This is a genomic window from Acinetobacter sp. ANC_7504 (assembly GCF_056779995.1).
This window is the reverse complement of the sequence record NZ_JBWYIZ010000001.1, coordinates 91,830-117,097: the sequence shown is the minus strand read 5'-3', so window position 1 is coordinate 117,097 and position 25,268 is coordinate 91,830. Positions and strand designations below refer to the sequence as shown.

General features: G+C 37.4%; 20 protein-coding genes. 8 read left to right on the top strand and 12 right to left on the bottom strand.

From position 1 onward, the window contains the following. Nucleotides 1-429: 429 nt before the first annotated feature. The 6 genes from argG (at nucleotide 430) to AC1M9F_RS00540 (ending at nucleotide 7,672) form a co-directional block, all read left to right on the top strand. Nucleotides 430-1,770: an argininosuccinate synthase gene (gene argG / locus AC1M9F_RS00565; RefSeq protein WP_481596779.1), complete on the top strand. Its 1,341-nt coding sequence runs from the start codon at nucleotides 430-432 to the stop codon at nucleotides 1,768-1,770. 226 nt (nucleotides 1,771-1,996) lie between these two features. Next, complete coding sequence (gene pyrC, locus AC1M9F_RS00560; RefSeq protein ID WP_035266516.1) at nucleotides 1,997-3,031, top strand: dihydroorotase; 1,035 nt, start codon at nucleotides 1,997-1,999, stop codon at nucleotides 3,029-3,031. After that, the gene (rnt, locus tag AC1M9F_RS00555; protein ID WP_035266446.1) at nucleotides 3,016-3,672 is read left to right on the top strand and encodes a ribonuclease T; all 657 of its coding nucleotides are present in this window, start codon (nucleotides 3,016-3,018) and stop codon (nucleotides 3,670-3,672) included. Before pyrC ends, rnt begins: the two co-directional genes overlap by 16 nt. Before the next feature lie 215 nt (nucleotides 3,673-3,887). After that, nucleotides 3,888-6,395, top strand: coding sequence for a TonB-dependent receptor plug domain-containing protein (locus tag AC1M9F_RS00550; RefSeq protein ID WP_481596778.1), 2,508 nt, complete (start codon nucleotides 3,888-3,890; stop codon nucleotides 6,393-6,395). A 152-nt stretch (nucleotides 6,396-6,547) separates the two neighbouring features. After that, nucleotides 6,548-7,480: a hypothetical protein gene (locus AC1M9F_RS00545; RefSeq protein ID WP_481596777.1), complete on the top strand. Its 933-nt coding sequence runs from the start codon at nucleotides 6,548-6,550 to the stop codon at nucleotides 7,478-7,480. Between the two features lie 42 nt (nucleotides 7,481-7,522). After that, nucleotides 7,523-7,672, top strand: a complete 150-nt coding sequence (locus AC1M9F_RS00540) for a hypothetical protein (RefSeq protein WP_171076764.1) — start codon at nucleotides 7,523-7,525, stop codon at nucleotides 7,670-7,672. A gap of 83 nt (nucleotides 7,673-7,755) precedes the next feature. Here AC1M9F_RS00540 and serC read toward each other — a convergent pair whose 3' ends face one another. The 6 genes from serC to AC1M9F_RS00510 all read right to left on the bottom strand — a co-directional run bounded on the left by serC (nucleotide 7,756) and on the right by AC1M9F_RS00510 (nucleotide 16,359). Then, nucleotides 7,756-8,838: a 3-phosphoserine/phosphohydroxythreonine transaminase gene (gene serC / locus AC1M9F_RS00535; protein WP_035266433.1), complete on the bottom strand. Its 1,083-nt coding sequence runs from the start codon at nucleotides 8,836-8,838 to the stop codon at nucleotides 7,756-7,758. A 633-nt stretch (nucleotides 8,839-9,471) separates the two neighbouring features. Then, nucleotides 9,472-12,447: a DNA gyrase subunit A gene (gyrA, locus tag AC1M9F_RS00530; protein ID WP_092765977.1), complete on the bottom strand. Its 2,976-nt coding sequence runs from the start codon at nucleotides 12,445-12,447 to the stop codon at nucleotides 9,472-9,474. 306 nt (nucleotides 12,448-12,753) lie between these two features. Then, nucleotides 12,754-13,362, bottom strand: a complete 609-nt coding sequence (locus tag AC1M9F_RS00525) for a hypothetical protein (protein ID WP_481591283.1) — start codon at nucleotides 13,360-13,362, stop codon at nucleotides 12,754-12,756. A gap of 232 nt (nucleotides 13,363-13,594) precedes the next feature. Beyond that, a complete protein-coding gene (locus tag AC1M9F_RS00520; RefSeq protein WP_092765976.1) occupies nucleotides 13,595-14,527 on the bottom strand; it encodes an FAD-binding protein in 933 nt (310 codons plus the stop codon). Between the two features lie 18 nt (nucleotides 14,528-14,545). Then, nucleotides 14,546-15,298, bottom strand: a complete 753-nt coding sequence (locus AC1M9F_RS00515; protein ID WP_035266425.1) for an electron transfer flavoprotein subunit beta/FixA family protein — start codon at nucleotides 15,296-15,298, stop codon at nucleotides 14,546-14,548. Nucleotides 15,299-15,750: 452 nt separating this feature from the next. After that, nucleotides 15,751-16,359 carry a LysE family translocator gene (locus tag AC1M9F_RS00510; RefSeq protein ID WP_481596776.1) on the bottom strand — a complete coding sequence of 203 codons (609 nt, stop codon included), beginning with the start codon at nucleotides 16,357-16,359 and terminating at the stop codon, nucleotides 15,751-15,753. Between the two features lie 112 nt (nucleotides 16,360-16,471). Between AC1M9F_RS00510 and AC1M9F_RS00505 the strand changes: the two genes are divergently transcribed. After that, a complete protein-coding gene (locus AC1M9F_RS00505) occupies nucleotides 16,472-16,966 on the top strand; it encodes an Lrp/AsnC family transcriptional regulator (RefSeq protein WP_092765973.1) in 495 nt (164 codons plus the stop codon). Nucleotides 16,967-17,052: 86 nt separating this feature from the next. Here the strand turns inward: AC1M9F_RS00505 and mtlD are convergent, their stop codons facing one another. Further along, nucleotides 17,053-19,200, bottom strand: coding sequence for a bifunctional mannitol-1-phosphate dehydrogenase/phosphatase (gene mtlD / locus AC1M9F_RS00500; protein ID WP_481596775.1), 2,148 nt, complete (start codon nucleotides 19,198-19,200; stop codon nucleotides 17,053-17,055). Between the two features lie 209 nt (nucleotides 19,201-19,409). Next, nucleotides 19,410-19,784 (bottom strand): hypothetical protein, encoded by a 375-nt coding sequence (locus tag AC1M9F_RS00495; RefSeq protein ID WP_481596774.1) that lies wholly within the window; start codon nucleotides 19,782-19,784, stop codon nucleotides 19,410-19,412. Nucleotides 19,785-20,120: 336 nt separating this feature from the next. Between AC1M9F_RS00495 and AC1M9F_RS00490 the strand changes: the two genes are divergently transcribed. Then, complete coding sequence (locus AC1M9F_RS00490; RefSeq protein WP_481596773.1) at nucleotides 20,121-21,791, top strand: amidase; 1,671 nt, start codon at nucleotides 20,121-20,123, stop codon at nucleotides 21,789-21,791. A 60-nt stretch (nucleotides 21,792-21,851) separates the two neighbouring features. Here the strand turns inward: AC1M9F_RS00490 and AC1M9F_RS00485 are convergent, their stop codons facing one another. From AC1M9F_RS00485 to lptM, 4 genes are all read right to left on the bottom strand, one after another. Further along, nucleotides 21,852-22,769: a tyrosine recombinase XerC gene (locus tag AC1M9F_RS00485; protein WP_481596772.1), complete on the bottom strand. Its 918-nt coding sequence runs from the start codon at nucleotides 22,767-22,769 to the stop codon at nucleotides 21,852-21,854. A 112-nt stretch (nucleotides 22,770-22,881) separates the two neighbouring features. Then, nucleotides 22,882-23,724 carry a diaminopimelate epimerase gene (gene dapF, locus AC1M9F_RS00480; RefSeq protein WP_481591279.1) on the bottom strand — a complete coding sequence of 281 codons (843 nt, stop codon included), beginning with the start codon at nucleotides 23,722-23,724 and terminating at the stop codon, nucleotides 22,882-22,884. An 11-nt stretch (nucleotides 23,725-23,735) separates the two neighbouring features. Then, the gene (gene lysA / locus AC1M9F_RS00475; protein WP_481596771.1) at nucleotides 23,736-24,980 is read right to left on the bottom strand and encodes a diaminopimelate decarboxylase; all 1,245 of its coding nucleotides are present in this window, start codon (nucleotides 24,978-24,980) and stop codon (nucleotides 23,736-23,738) included. Nucleotides 24,981-25,027: 47 nt separating this feature from the next. Continuing rightward, complete coding sequence (lptM, locus tag AC1M9F_RS00470) at nucleotides 25,028-25,222, bottom strand: LPS translocon maturation chaperone LptM (protein ID WP_035267033.1); 195 nt, start codon at nucleotides 25,220-25,222, stop codon at nucleotides 25,028-25,030. Nucleotides 25,223-25,268 lie beyond the last annotated feature (46 nt).

Sequence of the window (25,268 nt, the reverse complement as noted above, 5' to 3'; positions counted from 1 at the left end):
GGCAATTCCTTATTTTATGGGCTTTGCAACTTGTTGCATAAAACTATACTTCTTTTTTCATAACTGTTTATGGCAATTTTTTGTCTTTTTCTATAATAAATTACCAACTATGAAATTAGATATTAATATTCAATCACTTACAAAAAAATATTTTTCACTAAGTTCGCTTTGAAAAATTGCAATAAAATAAATTGATGCATAAAAATCTTCATAACTGCGCTGTATTATTTTCAAGAAGAAATCATGAATTAGATTAAGCACTACCTATTACTTCTGAGTTTCGACGAAATATTGCTACTTATTCTAATATTTTTGCACCACGTATCTTTTTTTAAAAAAAATTACCAATGAAAAGTGCTACAATTGAAGAAATATATTTTTCAGGTTACCAATTTTCTAGGTGCCTATATTCTATCGTTAGGATGAACAATGTCTGATAATGCAACTATCTTACAGAATGTACCTGTAGGCAAAAAAGTTGGTATTGCCTTCTCTGGTGGTCTTGATACTTCTGCAGCTCTATTGTGGATGAAACAAAAAGGTGCTGAACCTTATGCGTATACAGCAAACTTAGGTCAGCCAGATGAAGATGATTACGATGCTATTCCAAAGAAAGCTGAAGCTTATGGCGCTTTTAAAGCACGCTTAGTGGATTGCCGTTTACAACTTGCATTAGAAGGTATTGCAGCAATTCAATGTGGCGCATTCCATATCTCTACAGGTGGTGTACCTTACTTCAATACAACGCCACTTGGTCGTGCAGTCACAGGTACAATGCTTGTTACCGCGATGAAAGAAGATGACGTCAACATTTGGGGTGACGGATCTACTTATAAAGGTAACGACATTGAGCGTTTCTACCGTTATGGTCTATTAACGAACCCAGCACTTAAAATTTACAAACCTTGGTTAGATCAAACATTTATCGATGAACTTGGTGGCCGTGCAGAAATGTCACAGTTCCTCATCGACAACGGTTTTGACTATAAAATGTCAAAAGAAAAAGCATACTCAACAGACTCAAACATGCTTGGTGCAACTCACGAAGCGAAAGATCTTGAGTATCTTGATGCTGGTATCAAAATCGTTGAACCGATTATGGGTGTTGCATTCTGGAAAGAAGACGTTGAAATCGCACCTGAAGAAGTTTCAATCACATTCGAAGAAGGCTTCCCTGTTGCTCTTAACGGTCAACGTATCGAAGATCCAGTTGAGTTAATTCTTGAAGCAAACCGTATCGGTGGTCGTCATGGTCTAGGTATGTCTGACCAAATCGAAAACCGTATCATCGAAGCGAAATCTCGTGGTATTTATGAAGCTCCGGGTATGGCGCTTCTGCATATTGCTTACGAACGTCTTGTGACTGGTATTCATAACGAAGATACCATTGAACAGTACCGCATCAACGGTTTACGTTTAGGTCGTTTACTTTACCAAGGTCGTTGGTTCGACTCTCAAGCGCTTATGCTTCGTGAAACTGCGCAACGTTGGGTTGCTAAAGCAATCACAGGTACTGTGACTTTAGAACTTCGTCGTGGTAATGACTATACGATCATGAACACTGAATCTGAAAACCTTACCTATGAAGCTGAACGCTTAACCATGGAAAAAGGTGATTCTGTATTTACTCCAATGGATCGTATTGGTCAATTAACCATGCGTAACCTAGACATTACAGATACTCGCGCTAAGTTAGGAATCTATACTGGTGCAGGTTTACTTGCTGTAGGTACAGGTTCTGCTGTTCCACAACTTAAAGACAAAAACTAAGATTTAGTTTAGTCCCAAAAAACCGCGCTTTGAGCGCGGTTTTTTATTTGGACGTGAAAATCTATTATTGTTCCCTAGATGGATAATGACTCATTCATCTAACGTATGCTTCATTTTTATATTAATCAGCACAAATAGATGTAAAACCCCTTTTATCGGCTTTTGTCGTTATCAATTTCAAGCAATATCGATTATCATCTATGTTATTTTTTCAGTAAGACTTGCCTTGAATACGATCACTTTAATCCAGCCAGATGATTGGCACGCTCATTTAAGAGATGGTTTAGCACTTCAACGTACTGTTCCTGATTTGGCGAAGCAATTTCATCGCGCAATCTGTATGCCGAATACAGTTCCACCTGTAAAAACTGTGGAAGAAGCACATGCTTATCGTGAAAGAATCATGGCGCATGTTCCTGAAAATGTAAAATTCGATCCTCGTATGGTGCTCTACTTTACGGATCATACTTCTCCTGAAGAAGTACAAAAAATTAAAAACTCTCCATATGTAAATGCAATTAAGCTTTACCCTGCTGGAGCAACCACAAATTCTGATAATGGCGTTAGTGATATACGTAAAGTGTATAGCGTCATTGAACAACTTGAAGAACATCAGGTTCCTCTCTTACTCCACGGCGAAGTAACACATCATCATGTTGATATTTTCGATCGTGAAAAACGTTTCTTAGATGAAGTTTTAGCACCGCTGCTTAAACAATTTCCAAAATTGAAATTAGTTTTAGAACATATCACCACAAGCGAAGCTGCACATTTTGTACTTGAGCAAGATCGCAACGTGGCAGCGACGATTACACCACAACATTTGTTATTCAATCGCAATGACATGTTGGTTGGTGGTGTTAAACCGCATTTCTATTGTTTGCCAATTTTAAAACGCCAGACACATCAGCAAACTTTGTTAGAAGTCGCAACAAGTGGCAACCCTAAATTTTTCTTAGGTACTGACAGCGCTCCGCATTCTAAAAATGCGAAAGAAAATGCATGTGGCTGCGCTGGGTGTTATAGCGCTCCAACTGCAATTGAATTGTATGCTCAAGCATTCGATCAAGTCGGTAAAATTGAACGTCTTGAAGGTTTCGCTTCATTCTTTGGTGCGGATTTCTATGGTTTACCTCGTAATACTGAAACCATTACATTGATCAAAGAAGATCAAGTGATTCCTGAAAGCCTTGAATATTTAGATGGCGAACAGATCATTCCTCTTTATGCAGGTAAAACAATTCAATGGAGAAAAGTGTGACCACTGAAACATTACCTGTCATCGGTCAACGCTTCCGCGGGTTCCTACCCGTGGTTGTTGACGTGGAAACAGCTGGTTTTAATGCAGATACTGATGCATTGCTCGAAATAGCATGTATTCCAATCATTTACGACGAGTCTGGAAAGTTTGTACCTGGTCAAGCGCATCATGCACACATCAATCCATTTGAAGGTGCAAATTTAGATCGTCGCTCACTCGACTTCATTGGCATTGATCCTTTTAATCCAATGCGTGTAGCGATGGCAGAAGATGAAAAGTCTGCACTGAAACGTATGTTTAAAGCAATTAATGAGGTACGCAAACAACAACAATGCACACATGCTGTGCTAGTTGGACACAATGCTCATTTTGATCTTGGTTTTTTAAAAGCGGCAATTGCACGTACTGGAACTAAGAATCAAAATCCATTTCATAGTTTCTCGGTTTTTGATACGGTGACTTTGAGTGCTGTGATGTTCGGACAAACTGTTTTGGCTAAATCATGTATTCAAGCTGGCATCGAGTTTGATGGTAAAGAAGCCCACTCTGCTTTGTATGACACACAGAAAACAGCTGAATTATTCTGCTATATTTTAAATAAATTAGCGCCCCATTTACTTGAAACACTCGTTTCAGAGTAAAAATCTTTAAATACCCCAATATTTTAGAAATCTTGATCATCCTGTGGATTGATCTTAATTGAAAAGTATTGGGGCTTTTTGTTCCAATTTTCAACTATCGCTTTTTTATATTATGTTAATCGGAATATAGTATTGATAATTATTCTCATTAATATTGTGAAATAAGTATTATTAAATGATAATCGCTATCGTTTTTATTCTCTCAATGTTAAATCATGTCATTTGTACGATCAAAATTAAATTTAGCCATTCTTACGATTCTATCAACTACAGTTTGTGCAAATGACACAGAAATAAATTCAACAGCTAATGATGATTCAATCAAACTCAATACAATTGTAACGAATGCAACTGAGCAACAAGAAGTTGGAAAAACCCTTTATACGAAGGATGACATAGACAAGACACCCAATAGTTCTAAGAACATTACTGATTTTTTAAAAGTAAATCCTAATGTGCAATTTGGTAATAATTTTAAAAGTGGCTTACAACAAGGTGAACTTAGCCCAGCCGAAATTAGCATCAATGGCGGTTTACCCTATGAAAATAAATTTCTAATAAATGGGATGAGCATCAACAATAATATTAACCCTGTTGGTGCAACAACATCGAACTCAAATAATGAACTACTCGGCTCTAGTCAAGCTGTTGCAGTCAATGCAGACCTGATTTGTAATATTAAACTGCTTGATAGCAATGTGAGCGCTGAATATGGTGAATTTACTGGCGGTGTAGTGAGTGCAGAAACCTGCGCACCAAAAACTGAGGTAGGCAAAATTCACGGTAATATTATCTATGATTATACATCTGATTCTTGGTCTAAAATCAACTTTCCTGATCCAGAAAGCCAACAGGAATTTGAAACCTCCAACAGTGAAAAAAATCAACCTTTCTTTACTAAACAAGGAGTCAGTGCAACACTGTATGGTAATCTCACAGACCAATTAGGTTTCAATGCTTTTGGCTCTTTTCGACATTCCTTAATTCCATTAAAAACGAATTTTATTGAGCCAGCAGAATTAGACCAAACACGTGCTGCGAGCAATTATGGTGTCGAACTCTTCTATACACCTTCAGATAAAACCTCATTAAAAATAGGAACTCAGCTATTTGAAAATAAAGGTGAGTACTTCAATGCTACATTTTTAAACTCAGAAAACACGCAAATATCTGATAGTCAAAGTATTTATATCAATTTAAAAAATAAATTAAATGCTGTTCGGTTAGAACAACAACTTAATTATCAAACACAAAAAAACTCGCGAAAGGCAGAGCAGGATGCGTATGTGTGGGATCGATCTTCAACAAAGAATTGGAATCCTAATTTAAGTACGCAATCTTATGGAAACTATGGTTCATTATCACAAGAAGAAAAAAAACTCGAATACTCAATCAAAGCCCTATTTGAACCAATAAACTTTGCGAACTCATCACACCAATTCAAAATGGGTGCAGGTTATGGTCATTATGAAGCGTATTGGGAAAGACCTGAAGTTTCTAATAATTATTACACAACTACTATCGCTTCCAAAAATATTGAAAACTTAAACTGTTACGCTTCTGATGGTCATCGTTATGATGCTTGTGACGAAGGCAATTCAATTGACGGGCAATATTTAACGCAACGATTTAAATATGATGCAGGACAAATCAATGTACGCCAAGATCGTTGGCATGCATATCTCGAAGATTCAATTTATGTTAATCCATTTATTCAATCTAGTTTAGGCTTACGAGCTGATTATGATTCAATGACTCAAAATACAAATATTGCACCTCGTAGTTCATTTGTTTTGAAGCCATTTGGCAATGATCAATTATTTATCACGGCTGGTTGGAATCGCTATTATGGTTTAAACGCATTCGCCAACGAATTACAAGATCAGCGAGGTCGATTACAGACAAAATTTAAGAGAAATAGTCTTTCTGAAGGTTGGGAACTCGACCCGACGTTTATGCCATCCTTCAAATCAAGGTCAGAGCTGGATACGCCGTTTTCAGATGAATCTGTATTTGCTTTTAACACCAATATTTGGAACATCAATACTGGTTTAAAATATGTTCAGCGAGAGAACAAAGACCAATTACGCCAGCAGCAAGGTAATAAGTCTTATAACAACTCAGGAAAATCTGAAGCTGAAATATTAACTTTCTCTTTAAAAAATATTAAACCACTTGTATTTAAAAATTCTGTGCATTATTTAAGCCTAAATGCCGATATGACAGATACAAATCGTAATTTTGATAGCTATGAAAGCAACTACTACACAGGTACATCACAAATTTATTATGATGGCAAACTGATTAATGCTGAAAATAAACCCACTGATAATTTCAATACACCATGGACAGTTAGACTAGATTGGAATATTGGTTTTAATAGTATTCCTTTAAATATTAATCATTATCTTAGCTATCGTGCAGGGACACCAGGTATGAAAAAAACCCTGAGTACCAGTAAAACTGAATTTGTCTATGAACTCGATGGTATGAAATATGACACTTACACTGCATATAAAACGAAAAATGCTTTGAATTGGGATATGCGTACTACCTACACAATACCGAGTTCAAAGAATACGCAAACTATTTTTGGTTTAACCATTAATAATGTACTTAACCGTAAAAATGAGTATTTTTCTTCCAATATATCCTCAGTGACACCAACACCAAGTCCTGAAATCGGTCGTCAATTCATTGCAGATGTTACATTTAAGTTCTAACTCATGATTCCCATAGAGCACTTAGGTGCTCTTTTTCATTTATGCCACGTTAAACTTTTGGATTGCATAAAGAAAAAACAATTCAAGACTTGAAAAATATCAATTATCCTCGATATTACATAAAGTAATTCACTCAATCTTAGAATGAGCATATGAACAATCAAAACAAACCTGAAATTATTACGATAGAAGATCAAAGCTTTGGTAGCCATGTAGAACATTGGGCGCTGTTAACTGATGATCCGACTGTTCAGGTTCCAAAGTGGTTGAGTGAAGCACTAAATGCACCTGTCATGCCGATGGGGATTTGTGCTGAAGAACAAGATATGGATCCGAATGTTTGGCTAATTCAAGGACCTAAACAACAACCTATCCAATTGGTTCAAGTTATTGCTGTAGAAGACAATAAACCTAAAGCAGTCAAAACAGCCTTCCCTACTTTTGATAGTCCTTATACGTTGAACGCGACGATTGAACGCATCATTACATGTAAGTCCAACACGCAAGCAGTGTTACAATTAAAAGTTAGTGATAATAGTGTGGTTTATGCTTTTGATAGCTTATACAGTGTTAACCAAATTCAATACCAAAAAAATCAATCTTATAAAGTCCAATTAAATGCGTGGGCTTATGAGCTAGAAAAAGTTGCTGATCAAGAACAAATTGTTGTGGATGATCCAGCTTCAATTAAACACCATCGTGCTTTAAATGAAATTTTGAGTGAACACAATGGTGTAGCGCCAGATAATTTACAGCAGCTGATCGATGCTTGGGAACCTAAATCAGATGCCGATAAAGAACCTGTAACGGTCGATTTTTCGAAAATGGTGGCTTACTTGTACGGTGAAACCATGGGTCAGGAAGATGAGGCCTGGTTCCAAGGAAAAGTGGTTGGCAAGACCCAAATGCAGTTCAACGATCAATTTTATCAACTTTATGATGTAACACTTATTTTGGAAGATAACCAACCTGCTACACTTATTCGTATCGCGACTAAGGATGAGAATTATAAAAATTTCGAAATTGGTCAATATATTCGTGGAAATATATGGATTCAGGCGAATATTTATGCTAAAAATAAATAAAATAAATAGGATTTAACTATAAAGTAATATTTAGGCTCCTAGATGAAAATTATACCGGAACAATCAACAGGCTTAATGGAACAAGCACGCCCTCGTATTCGTGTAGACAAGGGTGCTTACTGTTTCTTTTTCTTAGGTGTTTTCCTCGCTGCTTTTATTTTCCACTTTACCAATCTTATTCCAGCATTTTAATAAAGTAGCATTGATTACTTTCATCTGCGTTTTAGTGCATAAAAAAAGCCTGTCATATGACAGGCTTTTTTTACAGACTGATTTTAAGCGTTACGCTTCGCAAAATCATCCATAAATTTCACAAGAGCTTGTACACCCTCAAGTGGCACTGCATTGTAAATACTCGCACGCATACCACCTACTGAACGATGTCCTGCAAGATTTAATAAATTATTTTCCTCTGCTTCTTTCAGGAATTGCTTTTCAAGTTCAGGCTTCGCCAATGTGAATGGTACATTCATAATTGAACGATATTCTTTCGCAATTGGATTTGCATAGAAGTCACTTGAATCAATATAACCATACAACAATTCAGCTTTTTGCTGGTTCACTTGATGAATTGCCTCTACACCACCCTGTTCAAGCAACCATTCAAATACTAAGCCTGATAAATACCAAGCATAAGTAGACGGTGTATTCACCATAGAATCATTCTTCGCTTGCGCTGAATACTTCAAAATGCTCGGAATTTCTTCTTTTGCTTGGTCTAATAAATCATCACGAATGATTACCAAAGTTAAACCAGCAGGACCGATATTTTTTTGCGCACCCGCGTAAATAAGACCGAATTTTGAAACATCAATTGGTGCCGACAAAATACTAGAAGATAAATCTGCAACCAGTGGTTTATCCGTAGTTGGGATATTTTTAAATTGAATACCACCAATCGTTTCGTTATCGGCATAATGAACATAGGCAGCATCAGCAGATAAATTCCATGTACTTTCATCAGAAATTGCAAGATTACCATCTGCATCTTTAATACCAGCTTCGATCACGTTAATTTCGCCATAACGTTTTGCTTCTTTTAAAGCTTTTTCAGACCAAATGCCAGTATGGATATAATCTGCTTTGTTATTTTTCCCTAATAGATTCAATGGAATCGCAGAGAATTGTAGAGAAGCACCACCCTGTAAGAAAAGCACTTTGTAGTTCTCAGGAATATTCATCAACTTGCGTAAGTCTGCTTCTGCTTTTTCAGCAACAGCGACGTAGTCTGCACTACGATGACTCATTTCCATGATTGATAGGCCCTTACCCTGCCAATCAAGCATCTCAGCTTGAGCTTTTTCTAATACAGCAGTAGGTAATGCAGCAGGACCAGCACAGAAGTTGTACGCGCGCATGATTTTTCCTTTCAGAGTGAAACACAATAAAATGATGGCATTTAACCACAGATAACCATAGCTTGCAGTATATTCAACTTAAATAATTTCAATCTTGTTTTCACACTAAAGCTATTTTTTCAATAAGCTCTACATTTATCAGAGATTTATGTTTACTATATTTTGAGAGACACCGTAGTTAGTAAGTTTAAATCGCTCACTACAACAGCTCTCAATCTGACAAAATTTATTATGACTATTTCGTTGTATTGTCTTTCATTTCAAGCGAACAATTAAAACATCTCACCATACCATTCATAGCTGACTCTTTTAAAATGACTGTGTAATAAAAATCCATCTTTTATATCTTGATCTAAAATTTCAACAACCATTTCATTATTTTTATCTCGAACTGCATCATAAAGCGCATCAGTATTTACAGCTGAATGTTTTGTTTATGAACAATATTCCTCAGATTCCCCTCTCTCCTTCATTCAGCTGAAATGAAAGGGTTCACTACATGCTGTTATAAACAGTGCTATTACAATCAGCAAGCTATAATTAAATTTGAGTTTCATTTTTAATTAAAATTCTTTTTTAGACTATTGTTAATTAAAAAAGGACGCTTCAGCGTCCTTTTTTAATTCCTACAAATTATTCATCTGTAGATTTTTCATCGCTATCAGTCGTATCAATTTCTTGAGTATCTACTGATTCATTAGATTCAATTGAAGCCTCTTCACCTTCAACTGATTCTATAAAATCATCTTCCTCAACAGCTTCAATCGCTTCAACACCAACCAATGTCTCGTTTTCACCTAAGCGGATTAAACGTACACCTTGTGCATTACGACCCGTCTGAGCAATTTCAGATGCACGAGTACGTACTAGCGTACCACCATCAGAAATCAGCATGACTTCTTTACTGACATCGATCGCTACGGCACCAACCAGCTCACCATTACGATCAGATGTCTTGATCGCAATGACGCCTTTACCACCACGTTTCTTGGTCGGGAAGTCATCCACTGGCGTACGCTTACCGTAACCATTAGCTGAAGCACATAGCACTTCACCTGTTGCCGGGACAACAACTAATGAAACAATACGGCTTAAGAAATTAGAATCCGTATCTTCATCTTCTGAATCTACATCATTGTCTTCAATTTCTTCCGCTTGAGCCAATCCAATGGTGACACGCATACCACGTACACCTTTCGCAGAACGACCCATTGCACGTACATCAGTTTCTGCAAATCGAATCGCTTTACCTTCATTCGAGAACAACATAATTTGTTGTTCACCGTCAGTAATCGCAACACCAATTAAACGGTCATCTCCAGCTAACTCGATTGCACGTAAACCATTTGAACGTACATTAGAGAACTGCTCAAGTTCAACTCGCTTGATCGTACCGTATTCAGTTGCCATAAAGACATAGAAGTTTTTACGTAAGTTTTCTGCAAGCTCAGCAAATTCAACTACTACTTCATCATCAAGATCTGTAGTTGATAATTCAACTCCTAACTCTTTCAGATGTGTACGCAATTCGTCCGATAGATCGTCACCATCTGCTAGATCAGCAAATGATTTTTCTAATGCATCATAGTGTGCAGCAATGATTTCGTTTTGCTGTAATTGAGCTTGATGAGATTTAACAAACTGACGGAAATCGGCTAGACGTTCTTTAAATTTCTTCGGTGCATCAATCACTGGCAGAATAGCAGTAATTGTCTCATTTTCATCTAATGGCAATAAGTTCACCATAGGGCGACCTTTTGCACCACGAGAAGCTTGAGGCACTTCAAAAACTTTTAAGCGATAGACTTTGCCGACATTGGTAAAGCATAAAACTGTTGCATGGTTAGATGTCACAATCAAATGTTGAATGTAATCATCTTCTTTCATAGACGTTGCTGATTTACCACGCCCACCACGACGTTGCGCAGCATAATCAGAAAGTGGCTGTGTTTTCGCATAGCCTGATTGAGAAACGGTTAAAACAACTTGTTCTTCTGGAATTAAATCCTCACGAGAGAAATCTACACGAGATTCTACAATCGCAGTACGACGCTCATCACCGTATTGCTGAAGAATAAGTGCAAGTTCTTCACGAATCACATTCATCAACAATTCAAAATCATTAAGAATTGCTGTCAACTCTGCAATTTGTGCCAAAATTTCAGAATATTCTGCATGCAGCTTATCTTGTTCTAAACCAGTTAAACGATGCAAACGTAATTCTAAAATTGCACCCACTTGAGTTGGTGAGAGACGATAAATATTGCCAGATAATCCAAACGGTTTATTAGGATCTTCGCCTTCAATTTCATCTGGGCGAACAGAAACTGAACCTGCTTTTTCTAATAAAGCAACTACACCACCTGCAGACCATTCTCCTGCTTGCAAACGTTCACGTGCTTCTTGCGGATTCGCAGAGGTTTTAATGGTTTCGATGATGGCATCAATATTTGCTAAAGCAACCGTTAAACCTTCCAAGATATGACCACGTTCACGCGCTTTACGTAATTCGAACATCGTACGACGTGTTACAACCTCTTGACGATGGCGAATGAAAGCAGCAATGATGTCTTTTAAATTCATCAGCTTTGGCTGGCCATTATCCAAGCAAACCATATTAATACTGAATGAATTTTGAAGCTGAGTATTTTGGAATAAATTATTAACAATTACTTCAGCGTTTTCGCCACGCTTTAAGTCAATTGCAATACGCATCCCTTCTTTATCAGATTCGTCGCGTAACTCTGAAATACCTTCGAGCTTCTTCTCTTTCACAAGTTCAGCAATACGTTCAATCGTTTTTGCTTTGTTCACTTGATATGGAATTTCAGTGAATACAATCGTCGTACGACCTGTTTTTTGGTCTTCTTCTAAATGATACTTACCACGAATAAATAAACGACCTTTACCAGTACGGTAAGCATCAACAATACCCGATTTACCGTAAATGATACCGCCTGTAGGAAAGTCTGGACCCGAAATATGTTCCATCAATCCTTCAATACTGATATTCGGATTATTGGCATAGGCTAAGCACGCATTGACCACTTCAGTCATATTATGCGGCGCCATATTGGTTGCCATACCTACAGCAATACCCGTGACACCATTAATGAGTAAATTTGGCACACGAGTTGGCATAACTTGTGGGATACGCTCTGAACCGTCGTAGTTATCTTCCCACTCTACTGTATCTTTTTCTAAATCAGCTAACAGTTCATGTGTTAATTTACGCATACGCACTTCGGTATAACGCATCGCTGCTGCACTGTCACCATCAACAGAGCCGAAGTTACCCTGACCATCAACCAACTGATAACGTAAACTGAAATCTTGTGCCATACGAACGATTGTTTCGTATACAGCAGAGTCACCATGAGGGTGGTATTTACCGATTACATCACCAACGACACGCGCTGATTTTTTGTAAGCTTTGTTATAATCATTTCCAAGCTCATGCATCGCATAAAGAACACGGCGATGGACTGGCTTTAAACCATCTCTAACGTCTGGTAGTGCACGAGAGACAATGACACTCATAGCATAGTCGAGATATGAGCTCTTCAGTTCATCCTCAATGGCAATCGGTCGAATTTCCGATACGCTCATGCATACTCCTTATTACAAACAGCTTGAAGAAACTGCTCGATTTATATAATCAATCTTGCAAAAAATTAGCCCAAAATCTATGGAGCTAAATTCTAAAACTCAGCCGAAAATTATAGCACAAATCCGTATTTTTGTCCCTAAATTTTATGGATGATCTGTTTAATTTTATTCATAAAAATGACTAAATTTTCAACACAAAATTCTTAAACATTATTTCTCTAAAGTGAATGATTAAAATCACTTTTTTTGCTACTTATACGCAAAAAAAGATCCTCGTAAGGATCTTTATAAATACATGAATATTATTCAATGACGAAGTTCAAGCTTGTCCGTTTTCATTAAACTAAAAGAAATCGCAAATAAGCTTAAAATCAACGGAAACTCATACAGCTCTTCAAGTAAGCTTTCATTACTATTTTCTGTGAGCAGGAGCATCCCTATAAAGCGATGATGCTCAATCGCATCAGAAACAACGAGCCCAGTTACAGCCAAAACCAAGGCCCAAACTGGGATAATAGCAGTCTTAAACTTGTTCACAATCTCTGTGCGTAATTTTTGGTTCAATAGCGGAAAAACCACAGACCCAATCAATACAATTGAGATACCTCGAAAATAGATTTTTGGGACATCAGGGAAATAATCTCGCCCCCAACTGGTACTACGACCAAACAATAAAACCCACCAGCAAACAGCCCAAAGCCAAAACTCTTTCTTACCTTCTCTAAGCTGCAAAGGCTTTATGTAAAAATAGCTAATAACTGCAAAGGACAACAATAAAAGAGCCTGTAAATTTTCAATCAGACGCACGTCTTCCATACCAAACACATTGAAATGGACTTGATTAAATAATGGAAAAATTAAACATGAGACCGCGATTAGAACAAGCGGTAATGTTATTCGGGTGTCGACCAGCAAAACACAGACTCCCTCATCAATACATTGAAAGTATGAATGAGCTTAAAAAATGATGGCGAATCATATCACAATTACAAAAAACATATAAAACGGTAAATTCTGATCCCTTGATGAGAATAATCTATAATTTTGTTTTATGAGATTTTTTTGATAATCAAATATAAAAATGCCCTGACCAAGTAAAATGAAATGAAACATTACTCGATCAGAGCATTCGTACAGCAATGCTGAATTAGATTTTAGAAACTAATTCTGGAACCACTGTATTTAAGTCACCTACTAACCAGTAGTCAGCTACTGCATTAATTGGAGCTTCTTCATCTTTGTTGATCGCAACGATCACCTTAGAATCTTTCATACCTGCCAAGTGCTGAATCGCACCAGAGATACCTACAGCAATATAAAGGTCTGGCGCAACGATTTTACCCGTTTGACCAACTTGCATATCGTTTGGAACGAAACCAGCATCTACTGCTGCACGAGATGCACCTTGAGCTGCACCAAGCTTATCAGCTAATGGATCAAGTACTTTATGGTAGTTCTCACCAGAACCTACACCACGTCCACCAGATACAACAATGCGAGCTGCTGTTAATTCTGGACGTTCTGATTTTACGATTTCTTCAGATACGAACTTAGAAATACCCGCATCACCAGTAGAAGTTGCAGCTTCAACCGCAGCAGATCCACCTTCAGCAGCAACTGCATCAAACGCTGTACCACGAACTGTACCAACAACAACTGATTCACCAGACTCTACAGTTGCAATCGCGTTACCAGCATAGATTGGACGCTTGAAAGTTTTAGGACCATCAACTGCAATAATGTCAGTAATCATACTTACATCAAGAAGTGCTGCAGCACGTGGAAGTACGTTTTTGCCCGTCGTTGTAGACGCCGCAAGAATGTGTGAATAACCTGTACCAATTGAAGCAACAAGCTTCGCTACATTTTCAGCCAATTGGTTTGCATATGCAGCATCGTCAGCTAAAAGAACTTTGCTTACACCAGCAACTTTAGCAGCTTCATCAGCAACTGCTTGAGCGCCTGAACCAGCAACTAATACAGTGATATCACCACCGATTTTTTGAGCCGCAGCTACAACGTTTAAAGTTGCACCGTTAAGTGCTTTGTTGTCGTGCTCAGCGATTACTAAAATACTCATGATTTTTATCCTTCTGTATTAGATCACTTTCGCTTCATTTTTTAGTTTTTCAACAAGCTCATCAACTGACTTCACTTGAACACCAGCTTTACGTTCAGCAGGCGCTTCAACTTTAACAGTCTTAAGCTTAGTTGCAGGATTAACACCAAAATCTGCAGGAGATTTAGTATCAAGCGGTTTCTTACGTGCTTTCATGATGTTTGGTAGAGCAGCATAACGTGGCTCATTCAAACGTAAGTCAGTCGTAATGATCGCTGGAAGTGCTAGTTCAACAGTTTGTAAACCACCGTCGATTTCACGAGTCACTTGTACTTTATCGCCTTCAACTTTAACTTCTGAAGCAAATGTACCTTGACCAGCACCAAGTAATGCACCAAGCATCTGACCAACTTGGTTAGAGTCGTCATCAATTGCTTGTTTACCAAGAAGGATAAGTTGTGGCTGTTCAGCGTCTACAACGCCTTTAAGAATCTTCGCAACTTCTAAAGCACCAAGTTGGCTGTCATCAGCTTCAACTAGGATACCGCGGTCTGCACCAAGCGCCATTGCAGAACGGATTTGTTCTTGCGCTTCTTTAGGACCAATAGAAACAACAACGATTTCTGAAACAGTTCCTTTTTCTTTTAAGCGAACCGCTTCTTCCACTGCGATTTCACAGAATGGGTTAATTGACATTTTAACGTTAGTAAGGTCAACCCCACTATTGTCCGGCTTTACGCGAACTTTAACGTTGGCATCAACCACACGTTTTACAGCAACAAGAGCCTTCATGTAATCCTCGGCTGTTTTAACAGAAGTAAATATTCAGAAAAGTTATAATAACTCTTCATTTAAAATTTTTAGGTGTCCTATCTTGCAATGTGTTTGGCATTTCGGTCAAGTCACAATTCACAAAACTGCTGTAAAAAAGCGTAATTTTCGTTGAACGGAGCGTTCACAAAATTATTTTGTTAATAAATTTGTCAGCTTTTCAATATTTTTTGTAAAAAATTAAACTTTGATTTTTAATATTTTTTTAATTTATTAACTACATCAGTTGAATTGATGCAGTAGACTCTTATTTTACGTTGAAATGCGTTGGCGTGAGTCACCAAATTTGAGGTAAAAAATGTCATAACAGACAGCAAAAATTACAATAACAGCTATTCTTTTTGAGTATAATTTAACCAAAATTAATTCTATTTGAATAGAAAGCGCAGACATTGGTTTGCGCTTTTTTAATCTTAATTCACAATGAGCCATGTTGCTGCCAATGAAAGCATCACTCCCGAACCACCATCAATCCATTTTTGACGTTTTTCATTTATCCCTGTTTTCTGTGTCAAAAATGCAAATACAAAACTCAATGATGAATAAATAATTAAGCATAATCCAATGAAGATTAGGGATAAGACAATCCCCTGTCCCATAATCGAAGAGGTATGCTGGTTAATAAATTGAGGCAAAATCGCAAAATAAATGAGCATACCTTTAGGATTAAGTAAGGATGTTATAAAACCGCGTCTAATCGGACTATTGACCTGACTTTGTTTAATTTCAATATTTTTGTGATTAAGCGCAGATCGAATCAAATTAAAAGCCAAATAAAGCAAATAACAGATTCCTAACCATTTGATCGTTTCAAAAATAATAGGGAAAGAAATAATGATAGCCGCAATACCCACAACGACAAAAAAAGAATGGACGAAATAACCCAAACACACCCCTAAAGTCGCCATAACGCCTGCTTTCGCATTTTTATCCATTACCTGTGACAGAATAAATAACATATCCGGACCAGGCGTAAAAATAAGAGGGATAACTGTCAAAGCAAATAACCAATAGGTAGACATTTTCTTTCTTCCATCATTAATGAAAATGAAAAAAAAGTATCTTCGAATTTACATAAAATAGGATTTCAAATATTCTATTTATTCTTTAATTTTTAGAATTTAATTCTAACATATGAAAATAATATCTAAATCAATTTCAGTTAAATTAGATCGTATCGATAAAAGTATCATTCATGAACTTCAAACCAACGGTCGAATTCAAAATAATGATTTAGCCAAAGAGATTGGCTTATCACCATCCTCTTGTTTAAGACGCGTAAAAATTCTCGAAGATGCTGGAGTCATCCAGCAATACACAACCATTGTGGATCCTCAAAAAATCGGATTACAACTTATTCTATTTTCGCGTATTTGGTTGGTGGGACAAGACGCTGAAACCATCGATACTTTTATTGAAGCGATGAAAGAACTCCCTCAAGTCATGGAATGCTATATTATTTTGGGCGAATGTGATGCGATGTTAAAAGTTGTCGTACCTGATTTGGAGAACTATCGTAAATTTCAGTCAGAACACTTAACCAAAAAAAATGGGATTACCAGTGTGAAAACGGATTTACCCAGTCAAATCATTAAACAAAGCTATCAACTGCCCCTGCAATCAATTTAATACCATTAAGCAATCGATCCGACTGACTTTTCAGATCGGACCGATTATCCATTTTGATCAAGTTAAAAAGTTAAATGTTCAATGCTTTAAGTTTTTTCAACCTCGATTTTTTCATTCAAAATTTTTTCTAAAAGTACATGCTGATCCACTGATTCACTTAATTTAGGATCACAAATTTTGAGTCTTCGTTTCAGCTCTTCCTGCAAATACAATTGATCCTCAAGCTCCAATTCAGTTTGACTAAGTTGCTGCGCAAAATACCGAATCACACCTTCAAGTCGTTGATTTTGCTTCAATATAACGTATGCATAACCCAATACAAGCCCTTTGAAAATTTCCTGATAAGGCTTACCACGTTGAAAATTGTATGCCAATGAAGATAGTACCCGCTCACCAAAACCTAACTTACGATATGGGTCTCGCGCCACTCGATCACATGGGTCTTTATAAGCCGTCTCACAAGAGTCGATAAAACTCTTTGCCAATAGTTCTAAATTTTCTTTTCGATGTGGTAGTAGATCCTTTAATCCAACTTTAACCTCATGGAGTACTGCCAACATAAATTTAGAAATTTGCTCATCAGACAGTGCAATCCCGATCGTTTCATATTGTCGAAAACTTGCAGCCCATGCTGTCATTGCATGTACACCATTCCACATGCGATTTTTGATTAACTGTATCTCTTCAATCTCTTCAACCAGAATCATTTGGCGCATTTTTGCCAATAAAGGACTATTATTTTCCACATAAAGTGGCATATCTGTTTCGGCATGAAATAAGATTAATTCTAGATTCTGTAGAATATGCGCCGATTTGAATTTTTCGTATAGATCGTCAATATACTGAGTAGCCAATTGTTCTTGTTCAGCATTTAAACGCGTCCCTTCATCCACATCCGTCACGTCTAAATCATGCTCATCCTGCACATGTCTAAAAATGTTGTATTTGATTTTTAACTGTCTAAATAATTTTTGATCTGTAATTTTCGCTACCATTCGATTGACTACTGTATCGCAAAAATAGTGCTGCGACATGATGATATTGACCGTCTTCGCATCCGTAATTTCATGCAAAGCACTACAAATCTGTTGTTCAATTAATGATTTTGCGCCTACTTTGTTCAAAACAATTAAAACTGTTAGAGGATTCAACTGTTCTTCAAAATGGATATAACGTGCATACAACCCTTGAGCAATGGTTTTAGCCTCTTGCTCGATTGCCTTTTCAGGTAAACACAGTGCAATTAAACTTGATTCAATATACATGTGCTGCATCATTTCAATATTTGATGCATCTATGACAGTTATATTGTCTATTCGCTCGTCATGAGAGTGTTGCCCATAACGGATACTGTAACCACCAAATGTATTTACACTATTTCTATAGAGCGAATTCCGCGTTGAAGCATAGATTTGTTTTGGTCGAGTATATCCATCCCAATGAGACAATACTTGGGCAATATAGCCACCACCTATTGCCCCAAAACCATGTATCCCCACGACATGCTGATTTAAAGTCTGAGGAAAAGAGTCAAACAGAGCAGGCATTTTTAATTTTGGTGTAAATTGATTCAAATCTTCCAGAAAATCATGCATGCTTTCGTAAAAGAAATTCGCTTTTTCGAGCATGGTTGAATTAGGTTCTTTGATATCTTGAAGTAATACCGTTAATCCACCCGCTTCAAACGCCGACATCACTCCATTTTCTGAGTCTTCAAACATTAAACATAAAGTTGGATCAATGTTCAGTTGCTCAGCAGCTTTTAAGAAAATTTCTGGGTGTGGTTTTCCATTAGCAACCTCATCGCCGCATACGATAATGTCGAAAAACTTATATACATTGGCATTGATTAAATACTCTTCAGCTATTTCACGTCGACTCGAAGTTGCTACTGCCATTTTCAGATTGGACTTTCTTAAACGTTCAAGAACTTGCATGAGTCCAAATTTAATCGGCACTCCGTATTTTCTTACATGCTCAAGTTCTAGCTGATCTGCTCGCTTTCTAATTTCCGCATACGGTACTTCTTGACCATATTGCTGATTTGCCAGTTTTTCGGCACTACGAGCACTTAAACCCAAACAAGATAATAAATAGGCGTCTGTAAATTCGACACCAATGAGTTCTAATGATGCTTGCTTCAACGTTTGAAAACGAAGTCGCTCCGTATCAAACATTGTGCCATCCATATCAAAAATGGCGGCATGGATATTATTTTCATGAAATTTAATCATTTACCCCTCTCCAAAAAATTCAAAATTACTAGACAAGTGTAAAGAATTTGACTGAATCGAATGAGCAGAATAAATATATGAAACAAAATTGAACGTTATTTAATCAATAATTTTATCTTTATGTATTGAGTTGTTGGTAACGGGTAAATTTAATTTTCTATAAAGTAACAGAGCTAAAATTATTAGCCCTGTTTTTTAAATGATTTTTTTCAAACTTGATTGAGCGCCGCCAAGTAATCACGATGGACGTGACTCAATTCAATAATAGGATATTGTTCTAGTTCAAAAGTTTTCCAAACTTCAATAAAGTCTTCTTTCAAATCAACTCCTTGATCTGCAATAGGTCTTTCTTGCCATTGCTGATCAGAAATCCACAAATAAGTCTTAGATGCTATTGGATCAATCGCTTGGATTTTTCCTTCAGTATTAATACCCTGCACATAGGCATTGTTAGGTAGAGCGGCCTCAATCATCGGTAAATTGATTTCCACAAAATGTTTCACCTGACGTAAACCATAACCTGCAAAAATGTCTTTTTGTGCTGAAGAGAGTTGCTGATACTTTTGATCAATATTGTCAATCATGGCTTGACCTAATCATTCCTGCAAAATATTTTTTAATTTGTATACAACTTAAATCCATCTATTAAAGTTATACCTTAAAAATCGTATTAAAAAAAATCAATTCGAAAAATTTAAGCTCAAGTTTAAGGGAAAATTATTTTTAAACGCGCAGCTTTCAAAAGCTCAATCCCAACAATACATTATTTTTCAAATAATTTTATTCGCATTAAATTAACGCATTTTATTTATATCAATGGTTATTAGCTATTTTCTGGAGCATAAAACTGTAAATTTCATTCATTTTTAGAGTGGCACATTCATTGCTTAACCAGTTTGAACTTAATCTGGGGAATGCACATGATCACATTTAAAAAAACTTTGCTTGTTGTCACGATAGCAACTTTCTTAACAGCCTGTGGTGACAATGAAAGTAGCACAAATAATTCTAACACGCCGCCTCCTGTCCCGTTTAATCCTGTAGAAGCAACCATTAGTGATTTGCATAACTCGATTTTAAGCAAAGGTTCATCTTGTGTTGATGTTGTGCAAGGATATTTAAATCGTATATCAGCTTACGATCGACAAGGTCCAGAGCTCAATAGCATTATTTCTTTAAACCCAAATGCACTTAAAGAAGCAGAAGTGCTCGACCAACAATTTGCAAAAAATTCGAAACTTTCAGGACCTCTTCACTGTGTCACTGTACTCGCTAAAGACAATATTGATGCTGTAGATATGGCGAACACAGCAGGTTCTGTAGCATTAAAAGATAATTTTCCACATGATGATGCCTATATCATAAAAAATATCAAAGAAAATGGCGGAATCATTTTAGGAAAAGCCAATCTTGATGAGTTCGCTTTCGGCTTTGGTGGAAAATCAACTCTAGGTGATCAAACTAAAAATGTGTATGACTTAAGTAAAGGCCCAGGTGGTTCATCATCAGGAACTGGCGCTGCCATATCTGCAAGTTTTGCAATGGTGGGAATAGGAACTGATACGGGAGGGTCAATTCGTGTGCCTTCATCAGTACAGGGTCTTGTCGGTTTACGACCATCTTTACGTCTTTTGAGCCAAGATGGAATTATTCCACTGGCACCAACTCAAGATACTGCTGGACCAATGTGTAGACAAGCTATTGACTGTGCAAAATTAATGGATGCAATGATCGGATTTGATAGCTCATTAAGTTCAAATCAACGTAGTGAATTTGCACGTACTTCTCCTCTTCTAAAATCAGAGTCTGCTTACCGCGAATTGATTAATCAACCGAATAGCTACGTTCCTCATGACACTGTAAGTCTTGTAGGAAAGCGTATTGGTATAGTACAAGCACTTTACCCTTCCGAAGGTTCAACCACTCAACAGAAAGAAGACTACAATCTCGTTAAAGAAGCAATGGATAACGCAATTACTAAACTTGAAGAGGCAGGAGCGACTGTAGAAATAGTTACAATAAGCGATCTAAATACAATTTTGACACGTTATTCGAGTCTTTCAAGTGCTGAATTTAAAATATCACTTACAGAATATCTAAAGACCACAAGAAGTATTTACCAATCGTATGAAGATTTACTCGCTAGTGAACTAATGATCCGTAACTTCAGCGGCTATAATTCTGATCCAACAAGTGCATCATATATTGAGAATTATGAGCGCAACACCACTGAAAGAAGTCCTTTCGTGCGCTTACGCATGAATAGCGCTTTAAATAATGTTGAACTAGATGGTACTCGTAAAGGCTTACAATACGACGCTTTAGCCTACCCTTCTATTACTGGGTTTGCTGGCAATTTAGGAAGTAGCCCGACCACAGGTACAAATAATCGCCTAAGTCCGTTTAGTGGTTTTCCTGCATTATCTATGCCTGCTAAATCAGTGAACTCAAGTCGCAGTAGTTATCCTATGAATGTTAACATCGAGTTTATTGCTCGTGAATTTGATGAGCCGACTTTATTTGAAATCGCAGTCGCATTCCAAAAAGTGAATCCCGCACGTATGATACCTATACACACACCAGCACTTTAAACAGATAACTTTATCATTCAGTACAGTATTAAGTATATTCAATATACTTAATACTGAGGATTAAGATTTTTGGGCTCTAGGATGAGCTTTATCATAGACTTGAGTCAAACGATCAAAATCTAACTGAGTATAAATTTGTGTCGTAGATAGATTACTATGACCTAGCATTTCTTGAACTGCTCGTAAATCACCACTGTTTGAAAGCAGATGACTAGCAAAACAGTGTCGCAATAAGTGAGGATGTAAATCAACATTTACGCCCGCTCTCTGTGCTTGCAATTTGACTCGATTTTCAATCTGTCGATTCGTCAATCGATCCCCTTTTTTAGTAATAAAAACTGGGGAATCTAACTCAATTTCCCCACACCAGATACGATGGACTTTAAGCCATTCGATTAAACTCGTTTTCGCTTTCAAACCAAAAGGAACAACCCGAGTTTTATTTCCCTTACCCGTAATTCGAAGTAATTGTCGTGTAAAATCGATATCTCGAATATTCAATCCTTGTACTTCAGCTAATCGTAAACCACTTGAATAAAGCAACTCCAAAATAGCTTTATCTCTTAACCACAAGAGATGATCTTGAGAGGATTCAGGTGCCGGTTGATCCAAGATTTGCTGAATCGTTTCGACATCAACCATACCCGGCAAAGGCCTTGGCTGTCTTTTTAACTTAAAATCATGAATGGGATTATTCGATAGATATTTCCCTTCCACAGCCCATTTCATGAATTGACGAATGGCTGTTAAATGACGTTGTAAACTTGCACTGTTGAGTTGATGTTGTTCAACCTTATAAGCCATATATTCTCGTAAATCAGATGCTTCAACTTGATTTAATTCAATTTTCTTTTCATAACAAAAGTCAATAAAACCAGACACATCACGGAAATACGCCTCAAGCGTATGCTCAGATTGATTTTGAATCTTTCTCTCTTTCAACCACATTGACAGCAATTGCATTGCGCCATATTGCATTTGGTTTTCTCTCTATTGAATCGATGTCTAATCATCAATACTCGTGGGCATTCCAACAAATCATAAAGTAAAAAGCCCTGAATTTCAGGGCTTTTTAGTTAGGAAATAAGTTTTATTGAAAATAACGTAGATCCAAACGACCTTCATAAACCGTTGCAGTTGGACCAGTCATCCAAACCACATCTCCCTCTTTCCATTCAATCAGCAATTTACCGCCGGCAAGTTCGATTTCCACATTGCTAGACAATAAACCACGGCGCATACCTGAGACAGCAGCAGCACATGCACCTGTACCACAAGCCAATGTTTCTCCCACACCACGTTCAAAAACTCGTAATCGAGCATATTTTTCATCAACGATCTGCATAAATCCAGCATTTACACGCTCAGGAAAACGTTCGTGAGATTCCACTTGAGGGCCTATTTTAGCAACATCAGCAGTTAACACATCTGGAACAATGGTCACTGCATGCGGATTTCCCATATTGACAACATCGATGCTGATCGTCTCATTATCCGCTAAAGCTAAATCATATAAAGCAGCAGGCGCTTCTGCTAGAAATGGGATTTGGTTCGGTAAGAACTTCGGATACCCCATGTTCACACGCACCCATCCATTCGCACCCAACTCAGGCTCGACGATCCCCGCCTTTGTTTGCACTTTGAATTTAGTTTTATTGGTTAAATGACGATCATGAACAAATTTGGCAAAACAACGAACCCCATTGCCACATTGCTCAACTTCAGAACCATCCGCATTAAAAATGCGATATTTGAAATCAACGTTCGGATGGTCTGGTGTTTCAACAATTAATAACTGATCAAAACCGATGCCAAAATTACGGTCAGCCAACCGGCGAATCATGACAGGATCTAGATAAGCACGTTGGCTGATTAAATCAACCACCATGAAGTCATTACCTAGACCATGCATTTTAGTAAATTCTAGCAACATCTATTGTCTCCTTAAGGCAATAAGGACTCACGTTCCCACAGAGACTCAATCGTTTCACGTTGACGAATTAAGTGTGCTTGATCACCGTCAACCATCACCTCTGCTGCACGACCTCGGCTGTTGTAATTTGAACTCATCACAAAACCATAAGCACCTGCACCCAAAACAGCTAAATGATCGTTCGCTTGAATCGCAAGTTCACGCTCTTTACCGAGGAAGTCACCTGTTTCACAGATCGCACCAACCACATCCCAAACTTTTTTCTCAGTTTTCGAATTTTGATTAACCTCTTGGATATCCATCCAAGCTTCGTACAAAGAAGGACGAATCAAGTCATTCATTGCTGCATCAACAATTGCAAAATTGCGATGATTGGTTGGTTTTAAAAGATCAACTTTCGTCACCAATACGCCAGCATTCGCCGAAATACTACGCCCTGGCTCCATATACACTTTAAGACCAAGTTTTTCTAATGCAGGACGTAAAGCATTTGCATATTCTTCAACTGTCGGTGGAACTTCATCTTTATAAGTCACACCAAGACCACCACCAATATCAATATGTTTGAGGTTGATCCCTAATTTTTTCAATGCTTCAATCATGTTCATGACACGATCAAGTGCATCAACAAAAGGTTGAGTTTCAGTCAATTGTGAACCAATATGACAATCAATTCCTACGATATCTAAGTGACTTAAACTTGCTGCATACTGATAAGTTTCATATACCGAATCAGAAGGAATACCAAATTTATTTTCTTTAAGACCAGTCGAGATATATGGATGTGTTTTGGCATCAACATCTGGATTTACCCGAAGTGAAATTGGAGCTTTCACATTAAGTTCTGCTGCAACTTTTTGAATACGGTCAAGCTCTGCATATGATTCCACATTAAAACAAGCAATACCCACTTCTAATGCTTGACGAATGTCAGCTTCAGACTTGCCCAAACCAGAGAAGACTATTTTAGAAGCGTCACCACCTGCGCGTAAAACACGTGCTAATTCACCACCAGTCACGATATCAAACCCACAACCAAGTTTCGCCAACACATTTAGAACAGCGATATTTGAGTTTGACTTCACTGCAAAACAAATTTGGTGATCGATAAAATTAAAAGCATGATCCATATCCAAATAATGTTTTTCAAAAGTTGCTTTTGAATAAACATAAAGTGGTGTACCAAATTGCTGAGCAAGTTGATCCAATGAACATTGTTCTGCGTGCAAAACCCCTTGAATGCGAGGGAAACTCATGGATGTATCCTTTCTAAATTGCGCTGGAGAAAAAAAATAAATGAATATTAATCTTGAGTAGGTACAGCATCTGCTTTAGGTTCAGCTTGATCCTGACTTGGGCGATCACTGTTTTTATAAATTAAATATTGTGCTCGCTTGTCATAGTTTGGATCACTGGGTAGTTGTAATGCACCAGTCTGACCACATCCAGCCAAAATTGAAACAACGGCTGCACTGATAACTCCGATCAAAATACGCATACCTACACCTATCAGTAAAATTTATAGAAGTATACCTTGATCATCT

What these genes read in the sequence shown, in the direction of transcription:
- argG (WP_481596779.1), top strand. Translation starts at nt 430, where the DNA reads ATGTCTGATAATGCAACTATCTTACAGAATGTACCTGTAGGCAAAAAA.
- rnt (WP_035266446.1), top strand. Translation starts at nt 3,016, where the DNA reads ATGGAGAAAAGTGTGACCACTGAAACATTACCTGTCATCGGTCAACGC.
- AC1M9F_RS00550 (WP_481596778.1), top strand. Translation starts at nt 3,888, where the DNA reads ATGTCATTTGTACGATCAAAATTAAATTTAGCCATTCTTACGATTCTA.
- AC1M9F_RS00545 (WP_481596777.1), top strand. Translation starts at nt 6,548, where the DNA reads ATGAACAATCAAAACAAACCTGAAATTATTACGATAGAAGATCAAAGC.
- AC1M9F_RS00540 (WP_171076764.1), top strand. Translation starts at nt 7,523, where the DNA reads ATGAAAATTATACCGGAACAATCAACAGGCTTAATGGAACAAGCACGC.
- serC (WP_035266433.1), bottom strand. Translation starts at nt 8,838, where the DNA reads ATGCGCGCGTACAACTTCTGTGCTGGTCCTGCTGCATTACCTACTGCT.
- gyrA (WP_092765977.1), bottom strand. Translation starts at nt 12,447, where the DNA reads ATGAGCGTATCGGAAATTCGACCGATTGCCATTGAGGATGAACTGAAG.
- AC1M9F_RS00520 (WP_092765976.1), bottom strand. Translation starts at nt 14,527, where the DNA reads ATGAGTATTTTAGTAATCGCTGAGCACGACAACAAAGCACTTAACGGT.
- AC1M9F_RS00515 (WP_035266425.1), bottom strand. Translation starts at nt 15,298, where the DNA reads ATGAAGGCTCTTGTTGCTGTAAAACGTGTGGTTGATGCCAACGTTAAA.
- AC1M9F_RS00510 (WP_481596776.1), bottom strand. Translation starts at nt 16,359, where the DNA reads ATGTCTACCTATTGGTTATTTGCTTTGACAGTTATCCCTCTTATTTTT.
- AC1M9F_RS00505 (WP_092765973.1), top strand. Translation starts at nt 16,472, where the DNA reads ATGAAAATAATATCTAAATCAATTTCAGTTAAATTAGATCGTATCGAT.
- mtlD (WP_481596775.1), bottom strand. Translation starts at nt 19,200, where the DNA reads ATGATTAAATTTCATGAAAATAATATCCATGCCGCCATTTTTGATATG.
- AC1M9F_RS00495 (WP_481596774.1), bottom strand. Translation starts at nt 19,784, where the DNA reads ATGATTGACAATATTGATCAAAAGTATCAGCAACTCTCTTCAGCACAA.
- AC1M9F_RS00490 (WP_481596773.1), top strand. Translation starts at nt 20,121, where the DNA reads ATGATCACATTTAAAAAAACTTTGCTTGTTGTCACGATAGCAACTTTC.
- AC1M9F_RS00485 (WP_481596772.1), bottom strand. Translation starts at nt 22,769, where the DNA reads ATGCAATATGGCGCAATGCAATTGCTGTCAATGTGGTTGAAAGAGAGA.
- dapF (WP_481591279.1), bottom strand. Translation starts at nt 23,724, where the DNA reads ATGTTGCTAGAATTTACTAAAATGCATGGTCTAGGTAATGACTTCATG.
- lysA (WP_481596771.1), bottom strand. Translation starts at nt 24,980, where the DNA reads ATGAGTTTCCCTCGCATTCAAGGGGTTTTGCACGCAGAACAATGTTCA.
- lptM (WP_035267033.1), bottom strand. Translation starts at nt 25,222, where the DNA reads ATGCGTATTTTGATCGGAGTTATCAGTGCAGCCGTTGTTTCAATTTTG.